Source organism: Telluria sp. AZSoR62 (assembly GCF_058111565.1).
The window spans coordinates 89342-98097 of the sequence record NZ_JBYTST010000016.1 but is presented as its reverse complement, the minus strand read 5'-3'; the positions used below and the strand labels follow the sequence as shown (position 1 = coordinate 98097).

8 protein-coding genes and 1 rRNA gene are annotated in these 8756 nt (G+C 64.0%); 8 read left to right on the top strand and 1 reads right to left on the bottom strand.

The genetic code is table 11. The annotated features are described in order from the left end of the window. A 16S ribosomal RNA gene (locus AC3XQU_RS20805) occupies positions 1-67 on the bottom strand; the annotation flags it as partial. A 705-nt stretch (positions 68-772) separates the two neighbouring features. On the opposite strand from AC3XQU_RS20805, the gene AC3XQU_RS20800 reads away from it, so the two are divergent. The 8 genes from AC3XQU_RS20800 (at position 773) to AC3XQU_RS20765 (ending at position 8751) form a co-directional block, all read left to right on the top strand. Next, positions 773-1936 carry an OmpA family protein gene (locus AC3XQU_RS20800; protein ID WP_489876068.1) on the top strand — a complete coding sequence of 388 codons (1164 nt, stop codon included), beginning with the start codon at positions 773-775 and terminating at the stop codon, positions 1934-1936. Positions 1937-2053: 117 nt separating this feature from the next. After that, entirely contained in the window at positions 2054-3550 is a 1497-nt protein-coding gene (locus AC3XQU_RS20795) for a B12-binding domain-containing radical SAM protein (protein ID WP_489876067.1), read from the top strand. A 51-nt stretch (positions 3551-3601) separates the two neighbouring features. Further along, the gene (locus AC3XQU_RS20790; RefSeq protein ID WP_489876066.1) at positions 3602-4735 is read left to right on the top strand and encodes an MlaE family ABC transporter permease; all 1134 of its coding nucleotides are present in this window, start codon (positions 3602-3604) and stop codon (positions 4733-4735) included. Beyond that, on the top strand, positions 4735-5592 hold the full coding sequence (locus AC3XQU_RS20785; RefSeq protein WP_489876065.1) for an ABC transporter ATP-binding protein: 858 nt from the start codon (positions 4735-4737) through the stop codon (positions 5590-5592). The genes AC3XQU_RS20790 and AC3XQU_RS20785 overlap by 1 nt, the downstream gene beginning before the upstream one ends. A 2-nt stretch (positions 5593-5594) precedes the next feature. Further along, a complete protein-coding gene (locus AC3XQU_RS20780) occupies positions 5595-6542 on the top strand; it encodes an MlaD family protein (protein WP_489876064.1) in 948 nt (315 codons plus the stop codon). Positions 6543-6550: 8 nt separating this feature from the next. After that, a complete protein-coding gene (locus tag AC3XQU_RS20775; RefSeq protein WP_489876063.1) occupies positions 6551-7189 on the top strand; it encodes an ABC-type transport auxiliary lipoprotein family protein in 639 nt (212 codons plus the stop codon). Then, entirely contained in the window at positions 7186-8358 is a 1173-nt protein-coding gene (locus tag AC3XQU_RS20770) for a VanZ family protein (protein WP_489876062.1), read from the top strand. The genes AC3XQU_RS20775 and AC3XQU_RS20770 overlap by 4 nt, the downstream gene beginning before the upstream one ends. A 66-nt stretch (positions 8359-8424) precedes the next feature. Beyond that, positions 8425-8751 (top strand): (2Fe-2S) ferredoxin domain-containing protein, encoded by a 327-nt coding sequence (locus AC3XQU_RS20765; protein ID WP_489876061.1) that lies wholly within the window; start codon positions 8425-8427, stop codon positions 8749-8751. Positions 8752-8756 lie beyond the last annotated feature (5 nt).

Below are 8756 nucleotides of genomic sequence, written 5' to 3'. Positions count from 1 at the left end.
GTTCGACTTGCATGTGTAAAGCATGCCGCCAGCGTTCAATCTGAGCCAGGATCAAACTCTTCAGTTTAATCTCTGTTGCTGACATTTCTGTCACCCTTATTGCTAAGGGGTCGCTCACTCAAAATACTGACCGTTACTCATTGCTGAGCAACGTATTTCTTTTTTGTGAACATTTGAAAATTTAAGTATTCAATGACCGAAGTCACTGGCACCTTCATCAAACGCCCACACTTATCGACTGTTGATTGTTAAAGAACGGTATTCGGTACTGCCTTGCTGTATTCGACGAAGCGTTGTGTTCGTCAGCAGCAGAGAAGCGAGAGTATGCGGTGTTTCGTGCAACTCGTCAACCCCTTCGTTTCCTCCGCTGTCGCTGCCATCAAGGCTGCTTCTGCGTCGGAGGCGAGATCATAACAAAACGCTGCGCGAGCCACAAGTGGCTCCGAAAAATTCGACCGGTCTCTCGAATATCTCGCGTGCGCGCATCGCCCAAAAATCATGTGTTGCGAATTTGAGAATATTTCTCGTTATGAGCGGTAGCGAACAGTACGCCACATGCCGAAAGGTAATAATTCTTCCTGAGGTCGCCTGAACCAGAACCTCTTGGCCGAACAAGCAACATTGGCTTTTCGATTATCATGCTGGGTTCCGCGCCCCTGATGATCGATATCTGCCTCGGCTGCGGATGGTGTTGGAAACGGTTGGCTGCTGCTGTCGCCTTGAGCAACGAACAGACCACCATATAACTTATTTACCTACTGAAGATAGAACAATGAAAAACTCGAGCAAACTCGCCGCACTGATCGCACTGGCCTGCGCAACCATGATGAGCACCGCTTCGGCCCAGGACATGGCGCCTCAGGCACCGATGCAAACCCAGGCAACCGTGAACCCTGACTGGGCGAACACCGCCTGGTACATGGGTGCAGGCGTCGGCCGTACCCGCGCCGACATCTATAACAACGACCTGGCAAACCGCATGTCGGCCGCCGGCCTGCCGCTGACTTCGTTCAACGCGGACAACCGCGACACCGGCTACAAGCTCTTCGTCGGCAAGAAGTTCAACCGCTACATCGGCGTTGAACTGGGCTACTTCGATCTGGGCGATTTCTCGTTCGACGCTGGCAGCACCGCCGGCCGTACCCTGCGCAGCGAAACCGACTTCCGTGGCGTGAACCTGGATCTGGTCGGCACCCTGCCACTGACCGAGCGCCTGTCGCTGCTGGCCCGCGCCGGCGTCCAGTACGCTAAAGCACGCACCAGCTACAGCGGCAACTTCCTGAACGCGGTCAGCAACCCTAACCCGCCAAACGAAGGCCGTCGTCACGCCAAGATCGGCGTCGGCGCCGAGTTCAAGCTGAGCGAAGCCCTGGCACTGCGCGCTGAAGTCGAGCGTTACCGCGTGACCGACGCCGTCTACAACAACGGCGACGTCGACATGGCGTCGGTGAGCCTGGTCTACAAGTTCGGCCGTCCAGCCAAGGTCGCTTACGTCGCTCCGGCAGCAGCTCCGATCGTCGAAGCACCAGCACCAGTCGCCGCTCCAGTGGCGCCGGCAGCCGAGCCAGTCCCAACCTCGGAAAAAGTCTCGATCGCCGCTGAAGCGCTGTTCGACTTCGACAAGGCCATCGTCAAGCCAGAAGGCAAAGCCGCTCTGGACGAGTTCATGACCAAGCTGCAGGGCATGAACACCGAAGTCATGATCGCCGTCGGCCACACCGACTCGGTCGGCACCAACGCCTATAACGACAAGCTGTCGATGCGCCGCGCCGATGCAGTCAAGGCCTACATGGTCTCGAAAGGCCTGGACCCAGCGCGCCTGTACACCGAAGGCAAGGGCGAAACCCAGCCGGTGGCTGACAACGCAACCGCCGAAGGCCGCGCCAAGAACCGTCGCGTGACCATCGAAGTGGTCGGCACCCGCACCACCAAGTAATCGACTGCTTGTTGCGACAAAAAACCGCCCGGCGCAAGCCGCGGCGGTTTTTTGCTTTTATGCGACGCTACGTCCACGCCCCATGAACCTGCCGGCGCTTTCGGTACAATGCGCCGGATGACGATCCTGCTTTCCACGCTCAACGCGCGCTACACCCACGCTTCCCTCGGGCTGCGCTACCTGCTGGCCAACATGGGGGCGCTCGCTGCCCAGACCTCGATCCACGAATTCGTGATCGGCGCCAAGACCGCCGACCTGGTCGAGCGCCTGCTGGCGCAGCAGCCGCGCATCGTCGGTTTCGGCGTCTATATCTGGAACGTGGAAGAAACCACACGCGTCGTGGCCATGCTCAAGCGCGTGGCGCCCGGGGTCGTGGTGGTCCTGGGCGGCCCCGAGGTATCGCACGAGACCGGCGAGCAGGAAATCGTGAAACTGGCCGATTATGTGGTGACCGGCTGGGGCGACGTCACCTTTCCCAAGCTGTGCGGCGAGATCCTCGACGGCCCCAAGCCCCTGATGAGGGTACATGCGGGCGTGCAGCCGCCGATGGACCAGATCGCCCTGCCCTACGATTTATATAGCGAAGATGACATCGCCCACCGCACCTTGTACGTGGAAGCTTCGCGCGGCTGCCCGTTCAAGTGCGAGTTCTGCCTGTCCTCGCTCGACAAGACCGCCTGGCCGTTCCCGCTCGACGCCTTCCTGGAGCAGATGGAGTCGCTGCATGCGCGCGGCGCGCGCCTGTTCAAGTTCGTCGACCGCACCTTCAACCTGAACGTCAAGACCAGCCTGCGCATCATGCAGTTCTTCCTCGATAAGCTCGAGGCCGCGCCGAACGACCCGGTGTATGCCCACTTCGAGCTGGTGCCCGACCACCTGCCGGACGCGCTGAAGGAATCGATCGCGAAATTCCCGCCCGGTGCGCTGCAGTTCGAGATCGGCATCCAGAGCTTCAACCCCGAGGTGCAGGCCTTGGTGAGCCGCCGGCAGGACAATGCCAAGGCGGCCGACAACATCCGCTGGCTGTGCGAGCACTCGCAGACCCACCTGCACGTGGACCTGATCGCCGGCCTGCCGGGCGAGGACGTGGCCAGCTTCGCGCGCGGATTCGACCAGCTGGTGGGCCTGGGGGCGCAGGAGATCCAGTTCGGCATCCTCAAGCGCCTGCGCGGCACGCCCATCATCCGCCACACCGGGCCTTTCGGCATGGTCTACGATCCCTACCCGCCCTATACCGTGCTGGCCACCGACCGGATCGACTTCGCCACCATGCAGCGCCTGGTGCGTTTTGCCCGCTACTGGGACCTGGTGGCCAATTCGGGACGCTTTGCCCACACCACGCGCGTGCTGCTGGCGGACAGCCCCTTCGAGAACTTCATGGCTTTCTCGGACTGGATCTACACGAAGACGGATGCCACCCACCGCATCGCGCTCGAGAAACTGGCCAAGCTGGTGCAGGAATGGCTGGAGCTGCGCGGCATGCCGCGCCCTGATGCCGCAGCCCTGGTGGCGAGCGATTACGCCGGCAAAGTCGATACCCACGCACACAAGCCGGTGGCCGTGCAAGGCGTCCCGGCAGCCCCGGCACGACAGGTCCGCCACCTCGCAGCGTGAAGCGCTTGCTAACGTGTAGCAACGATAACGATTCTCTTTTACACTGGCGCAATGCAGATTGAAAATGCGCCAATATTAACCATCCAGCATTCCGAGCAAAGCGCGGCCCAATCTGTCGTGGCGAGCGGGGTATGGCAAGTCCATACGCTGTCGCGGCGCGGTGTCCTGAAGGGCATCACGCGCACACTGGCCGCGCTCAAGCACAAGGACAGCATCGCCTGGGACTTGTCGAACATCGATCGCCTGGATCACATCGGCGCCCAGATGTTCTGGAATGCCTGGGGCAAGCACCGCCCCGGACAGCTCACGCTCGATCCGCGCCAGGAAGAACTGTTCAACCGCATCGAGAAGGCCGGCGCCATCAAGCTGGCGCGCCATCGCGTCAGCCCGCTGAACTGGCTGATCGTGCTGGGCGCGGGCATCCTGTCCTTTTTCGAACACGTGAAGGCCTTCGTCACCCTGATCGGCCAGCTGACCCAGGACATCGGCCGTTTCATCCGCCGCCCGTCCACCGGGCCCTGGCGCGAAATCTCGGCCAATATCTACCATTCCGGGTTCCAGGCGCTGGGCATCACGGCGCTGGTCGGCTTCCTGATCGGCGTCGTGCTGTCCTTCCTGTCGGCCCAGCAGCTGCGCGCCTTTGGCGGCGACATCTACCTGGTCGACATCCTGGGCATGAGCGTGATCCGCGAGCTGGGGCCGCTGCTGGCGGCGATCCTGGTGGCCGGCCGCTCGGGATCGTCGATCACCGCGCAACTGGGCGTGATGCGCGTGACCGAGGAACTCGACGCGATGCTGGTCATGGGCATCTCGCATGGCTACCGCCTGATCATGCCGAAAGTGCTGGCACTGGCCATCTCGATGCCGCTGCTGGTGGTGTGGACCGACGCCATGGCCCTGATCGGCGGCATGGTCTCGGCCAAGATCGAGCTGGGCATGTCGTTCCGCTACTTCCTGCAGAAGCTGCCGGACGCGGTGCCGGTGGTGAACTACACGATCGGCCTGCTCAAGGGCTGCGTGTTCGGCATGCTGATCGCGCTGATCTCCTGCCACTTCGGCCTGCGCATCGAACCGAATACCGAAAGCCTGGGCCGCGGCACCACCACGGCGGTGGTCACCGCGATCACCCTCGTGATCCTGGCCGACGCGGTGTTCGCGATCGTCTTCAACGGCGTGGGGTTCTGATGGCCGACGATAAAAACCAGCGCCAGCCGCAGCGCCTGAACAAGCGGCCAGAGGAAGACGTCGGCCCGCCGGTGGTCGAGATCCGCAACCTGTGGACACGCTTCGGCCGCACGGTGGTGCACCAGGACCTGAACCTGGACATCTATGCCGGCGAAATCCTGACCATCGTCGGCGGTTCCGGCACCGGCAAGACCGTGCTGCTGCGCCAGATGCTGGGACTGGAGCAGCCCTCGGCCGGCTGCGTGAAGGTGTTCGGCGAGGACATCAGCGCGGCCGAGCCGGAACAGCTGCAGCACATGCGCAACCATTGGGGTATGCTGTTCCAGCAGGGCGCGCTGTATTCGGCGCTGACGGTGTTCGACAACATCGCCCTGCCGATGCGCGAGCTGCGCGCGCTGCCCGAGGACGTGATCCGCGACGCCGTGCTGCTCAAGATGGACATGGTGGGCCTGGGCCCGGAGCACGCCAACAAGATGCCGTCCGACCTGTCGGGCGGGATGGTCAAGCGGGCCGCCCTGGCGCGCGCGCTGGCGCTCGAACCCCAGCTGCTGTTCCTGGACGAGCCCACCGCGGGCCTGGATCCCGACCTGTCGGACGCGTTCGTCGCGCTGATCCAGACCCTGCACCGCGAACTCAAGCTCACGGTCGTCATGGTCACCCACGACCTGGACACGCTGTTCGCCCTGTCGTCGCGTATCGCGGTGCTGGCCGAGAAGCATGTGCTGGCCGTGGGCCCCTCGTGCGACGTGCTGCGGGTCGAGCATCCGTTCATCAAACACTTTTTCCTGGGCCCACGCGGCCAGCGGGCCCTGGAAGTGCTCGAAGAGCGCCAGGCCCAGAACGAATCGGAGGACTGAATATGGAAAACAGGTCGTATGCCCTGATGACGGGCGTCTTCACGATCGCCCTGCTGGTTGCCGCGATCCTCGCCGGCATGTGGTTCAACCGCGACCGCACCGAACTGCTGCCCTACGAGATCGTGACGACCCAGTCGATCCCGGGCCTGAACCCGCAGGCCACGGTGCGCTACCGGGGCCTGGAGGTCGGCCGCGTCGAAGAGATCGTGTTCGATCCGCGCGTGACCGGCCAGATCCTGATCCGCCTGGCCATCGAAAAGGACTCGCCGATCACCACCACCACCTTCGCGACGCTGGGCTACCAGGGCGTGACCGGCATCGCCTTCATCCAGCTCGACGACGACCGCACCGGCTCGCCGCGCCTGGCGCAGCGCGAAGACCAGGCCGTGCGCATCCCGCTGCGACCCGGCCTGCTCGACCAGCTGGAAAAACGCGGCCTGGCGATCCTGGAAAAAACCGAGCAGATCACCGACAGCCTGAGCAAGATGGTCACGCCGGAAAACCAGCAAACCATCATCGGCGCGTTCGACAGCATCGGCAAGGCGGCCGACGCCTATGCCGCGATTCCGCAAAAGCTCGAGCCGACCTTCGACCGCTTGCCGGCGCTGACCGCGAAACTGGACCGCAGCTTGACCTCGTTCGACTCGGCCGCCGCCAGCGTCGACAAGACGGCCGACAGCTACACCCAGCTGGCCGTCAGCCTGCAGGCCAAGGACGGCCCGATCGAACGCCTGAACGGCGCGATCGGCTCGCTGCAGGGTGCGACCAGCGAACTCGAACTCGAGACCCTGCCGCACGTCGTACAAATGACCGACGAGGCGCGCGGCGCCCTGCGGGCCGTCAAGCGCACCGCGACCTCGCTGTCCGACCGCCCGCAAAGCATCCTGTTCGGCGCCCCGAGCGCCCAGCCGGGCCCCGGCGAACCCGGCTTCGTGCCCCCGACCAAATGAGGACCACCGTGACCGCAACTTCGCTCCGCTCCTTGACTGCCCTCGCCGCCGCTGCCGTCCTGCTGGCAGGCTGCGCCAGCACCAGCAAGACCGAGGAAAGCACCACCTACGACTTCGGCCCCGCGTCGATCAACCAGCAAGCCCCAGGCGCGGCGCCGGCCAACATGCCGGCCCTGGTCGTGATGGACGCCACCGGCCCGGCCGCGCTGGAGAACGAGCGCATGTACTACCGCCTGAATTACGCCGATGCGCTGCAGGCCCGTACCTATGCCAACAGCCGCTGGAGCAGCAATCCACTGCAGATGGTGACCCAGCGCTTCAAGACGCGCCTGGCGCAATCGGGCCTGAAGGTGCTGTCGGCCACCGACGCCACCACCAACGTGCCGATCCTGCGCGTGGAAGTGGACGACTTCGTGCACGGCTTTTCCGGCGTGAGCCAGAGCGAAGGCCAGCTGGTGCTGCGCGCCTCGCTGTTCAACGACCACCGACTGGTCGACCAGCGCAGCTTCAGCCGCAGCACCCCGGCGCCGAGCGCCGACGCACCGGGCGGCGCGCGCGCCCTCGCCGCCAGCACCGATGCGGTGGCGGCGGACATCCTGGCCTGGCTGAAGACAGTCGAGACCCGGGTCGAACCTTCCAAGCGATGAGCAGGCCGGACGCCGCCACCGATCTACGCGAACGCCCGCGCGAAGGGCGCGGCTCGCCGATCGCACGCGCGGCGCTGCTGGCCTACCTGCTCCTGATCATCTACGCCAGCTGGTACCCGTTCACCGGCTGGCGCAACAGCGGCGTGCCGCTGCTGACCTTCCTGAACCTGGTGCGGCCGCGCTACTGGACCGGCTTCGATGTCTCGGTCAACATCATCGGCTACATCCCCTTCGGCGTGCTGCTGGTGCTGTCGGTCTACCCGCGCATCCGCGGCCTGTGGGCGGTGCTGCTGGCCAGCCTGGCCGGCATCCTGGTTTCGGGCTCGATGGAAGTGGTGCAGAACTTCCTGCCCAGCCGCGTGCCCTCGAACCTCGACCTCGTCACCAATGCGGGCGGCTGCATGGTAGGCGCGATCCTGGGCGCCTGGTGGGCGCGCAGCCTGCTCGACCAGAGCCGCCTGTTCCAGCTGCGCCGCCGCTGGTTCGCGTCGTATGCGAGCCAGGGCCTGGTGCTGGTGGCCCTATGGCCGCTGGCCCAGCTCTACCCGCAAAGCTACCTGTTCGGGCATGGCCAGGTGCTGCCGCTGGTGTCGAACTGGCTGTCGAAATGGTTCGATGCCGACATCGACCTGGTCGCCATGCTGCGCCCGGGCGTGACCATGACGGTCGAGCAGTACTGGCTGTCCGAGACCATCATCACGGCCTGCGGCATGACCGGCGCCGTGCTCACCCTGATGTGCCTGGTGCGCCGCAGCGCGCCGCGCTTCCTGCTGATGGTGGTGTTCCTGGCCACCGCGCTGCTGTTCAAGACCCTGTCGAGCTCCCTGCTGTTCCGGCCCGACAATGCCTTCGTGTGGGTCACGCCCGGCGCCGAGGGTGGCTTCATCATCGGCCTGATCATGCTCTCGGGCCTGGTGTTCGCGCCCCAGGTGGCGCAGCGCCGGCTGGCGGTGGTGACCCTGGTGCTGAGCCTGATCGTCGTGAACACGATTCCGGTGAACCCGTATTTCGTCTCCACCCTGCAGGGCTGGGTGCAGGGCAAGTTCCTGAACTTCAATGGCGCGGCCCAGTTCCTGGCCCTGCTGTGGCCCTTCTTTGCGCTGTGGTTCCTGCTGCTGCCTTCCCATAAGCTCAACCGGCAAGAGCCGCGCGCGCATCCTCCAGGCTGACGCCCAAGCCGATTGCCGTATCATTACGCCTGGCGCCTGGCCCGGCTTTCCATGGAAGGAACTGACATGAACGACGAGCAACCGTATTATAAGCACCACATTTTTTTCTGCATGAATGAGCGCGAGGGCAAAGATGCCCGTGAAAGCTGCGGCAAGTGCGGCGCCGAGAAGGCCCAGAAGCATGCCAAGAAACGCATCAAGGAACTGGGGCTGAAGGACACCGGACGCATCCGCGTGAACCAGGCCGGCTGCCTTGACCGCTGCGAGGAAGGTCCCGTGCTGGTGATCTACCCGGAAGGCACCTGGTACACCTACGTGGACACGACCGACATCGACGACATCATCGAGACCCACCTGGTGGGCGGCAAGGTCGTGGAACGCCTGAAAATCTGATTATC